This is a genomic window from Yoonia sp. (assembly GCF_036770585.1).
Lineage (GTDB): Bacteria > Pseudomonadota > Alphaproteobacteria > Rhodobacterales > Rhodobacteraceae > Yoonia.
Genome location: NZ_DAIPIW010000098.1, coordinates 4775 through 7535, shown reverse-complemented (window position 1 = coordinate 7535; position 2761 = coordinate 4775). Strand labels below are relative to the sequence as shown.

The following is a 2761-nucleotide window of genomic DNA, read 5'->3' as shown; positions in this document are numbered from 1 at the left end:
GACATCATCGAGGCCGACCGCGCGCACGTCTGGCACCATCTGAGCCAGCACAAGGTCTACGAAACCGTCGACCCGCGCATCATCGTCGAGGGCAAGGGCCTGCGCCTGTGGGACATCAAGGGCAAGGAACATGTCGACGCCGTCTCAGGCGGGGTCTGGACCGTCAACATCGGCTACGGCCGCGCGCGGATGGGCAAGGTCATCGCCGATGCCGTGACCAAGATGTGCTTTTTCGGCGGCAGCCTCGGCACGATCCCCGGCGCGCAATTCGCCGAAATGCTGATCGAAAAGATGCCGGGGCTGGACCGGGTCTACTATGCGAACTCCGGCTCCGAGGCGAACGAGAAAGCCTTCAAGATGGTCCGCCAGATCAGCCACAAGCATTACGGCGGCAAGAAGAGCAAGATCCTCTACCGCGAGCGCGACTACCACGGCGGCACATTGGCCACGATGTCCGCGGGCGGTCAGGATGAACGCAACGCGCAATACGGCCCGTTCGCGCCCGGCTTTGTCCGCGTGCCGCATTGTCTGGAATACCGCAGTCAGGACGGATCCACCGGCGAGGCTTACGGTCACTACGCCGCCCAAGCCATCGAGGACGTGATCCTGGCCGAAGGCCCCGACACGATCGGCGCGCTCTGCCTCGAACCCATCACCGCTGGCGGCGGGATCATCGTGCCACCGCAGGGCTATTGGGACCGCGTGCAGGAGATCTGCAAGAAGTATGACATCCTGCTGCACATCGACGAGGTCGTCTGCGGCCTTGGCCGCACCGGCACTTGGTTCGGCTACCAGCAATTCGGCGTGCAGCCCGATATCGTAACGATGGCCAAGGGCGTAGCCTCGGGCTATGCGGCGATTTCCTGCTGTGTCACCACAAACCGCGTCTTCGAGATGTTCAAGGACGACACCGACAAACTCGGCCACTTCCGCGATATCTCGACCTTCGGCGGCTGCACGGCGGGGCCTGCGGCGGCCATCGAGAACATGAAGATCATCGAAGAAGAGGACCTGCGCGGCAACTCGGCCAAGATGGGCGCGCATCTCAAAGGCAACCTGCAAGCGCTGATGGACAAGCACAAGTGGATCGGCGACGTGCGCGGCATGGGTCTTTTCGCCGGTGCCGAACTGGTCAAGGACCGCGAGACCAAGGAACCCTTGGGCGAGAAAGAGGTCGCAGCCATCGTCGCCGACTGCATGACCCAGGGCGTGATCATCGGGGCCACCAACCGCTCGGTTCCCGGCTACAACAACACGCTGGTCTTCGCACCCTCGCTGATCGCCACCGCCGATGATCTGGATCACATCACATCCGCAGTGGATGCCGCCATCACCCGCGTTCTGGGCTAATCCGCGACACCACCGGCGACCATGAACGGCAGCGTCACGTCTTCGGCGTGGCGCAACCTCTCCGAGGTCAGGATCATGCCGAGCGCCCCAAGCAGCAGGATGACGATCATCGCGGTATATCCAGCTTTCATGGCGGCCCCTTTTTCGTGGATAAGCGTTGAACGCAGTGGCGTGGCGTTTCCGTCGCTCCGGGGTGGCGTGAATGCCATTTGATCTGGACCCGGCAACCATGGCGGTCCTTGCGGTCGGACTGCTGGGTGCCGCCTATGTGCGCGGCTATTCCGGTTTCGGCTTTTCGGCGACCTTCATCGCGGTCGCGGCGCTGGTGACGAACCCGCTGCCGCTGATCCCCGTCGTCTTCGCCTGCGAAATCCTGATGACAGCCTTTCAGGCGCGCGGCATTCGCGGACAGATCGACTGGGGACGGGTCGGCTGGCTGCTGGCGGGCGCGGCGGTGGCGTTGCCCTTTTCGGTCGGGGTGATCCTGTCGGTCGGCGAAACCACCGTGCGGCTGGTCATCTCGGGGACCATTCTGGTCCTGTCACTGGTGCTTTTGTCGGGATGGACCCTGAAAGCGCGGATACGCGGGCCCGGCTACGGCGCGGTGGGACTGCTATCGGGGGCCTGCAACAGTGCGGGCGTCGGGGGACTTCCGGTCGCGGCCTTCCTTTCGGCCCAACCGGTCCAAGCGGCGGTCTTTCGCGCCACGATGATCGTCTACCTCACCGGGCTCGACCTGATCACCCTGCCCTGGCTCTGGGCCGGAGGCATGGTGACACGCGATACGCTGGTCGCGATCCTGATGGCCTTCCCGATCCTAGGTCTTGGTGTCTGGCTGGGCGGGCGGCGCTTTCTGACCGCCTCGCCCTCGACCTTTCGCCGGATCGCCGCTTTCATTCTGCTGGGCCTGTCCGCCATGGGCCTGCTGCGGGCCATCCTGTGATCGGTCGCGGCGCAGTTTGCATCGCGCAGCGCAGGCGCTAGTCTACAGGCAGGGTTGCAGTCCGGCGGGGATTGATACACCTTTGATGCATACGATCGGGGAGGGATCGCATTTGACCTACCAGCCCAAACTCGAGACCTCGCCAAAGGTCTCTGACGAGGTGCGCAAGACCACCTGTTACATGTGCGCCTGTCGCTGCGGGATCAATGTGCATCTCAAGGACGGCAAGGTCGCTTATATCGAGGGTAACCGTGATCACCCCGTCAACAAGGGCGTGCTTTGTGCCAAGGGCAGCGCGGGGATCATGCAGCATAATGCGCCCTCACGTCTGCGCATGCCGTTGAAACGTGTGGGCGAACGCGGGTCGGGTGAATTCGAAGAGATTTCGTGGGAAGAGGCGCTGACCATCGCCACCGACTGGCTGAAACCGATCCGCGAGACAGCCCCCGAGAAACTGGCCTTCTTCAC

General features: G+C 63.4%; 4 protein-coding genes. 3 read left to right on the top strand and 1 reads right to left on the bottom strand.

Annotated elements, in window-relative coordinates; all coding sequences use genetic code 11:
• Positions 1-3: 3 nt before the first annotated feature.
• A complete protein-coding gene (locus V7N12_RS12980) occupies positions 4-1350 on the top strand; it encodes an aminotransferase family protein (RefSeq protein ID WP_333715046.1) in 1347 nt (448 codons plus the stop codon).
• Here the strand turns inward: V7N12_RS12980 and V7N12_RS12975 are convergent.
• Entirely contained in the window at positions 1347-1481 is a 135-nt protein-coding gene (locus V7N12_RS12975) for a hypothetical protein (protein WP_333715044.1), read from the bottom strand. The two genes, V7N12_RS12980 and V7N12_RS12975, sit on opposite strands and share 4 nt — an antisense overlap.
• A gap of 71 nt (positions 1482-1552) precedes the next feature.
• Here V7N12_RS12975 and V7N12_RS12970 point away from each other — a divergent pair, with 71 nt between their 5' ends.
• Entirely contained in the window at positions 1553-2293 is a 741-nt protein-coding gene (locus tag V7N12_RS12970) for a TSUP family transporter (RefSeq protein ID WP_333715043.1), read from the top strand.
• Positions 2294-2378: 85 nt separating this feature from the next.
• Positions 2379-2761 (top strand): molybdopterin-dependent oxidoreductase (locus V7N12_RS12965; protein WP_333715045.1); only part of this gene is annotated, 383 nt, incomplete at its 3' end.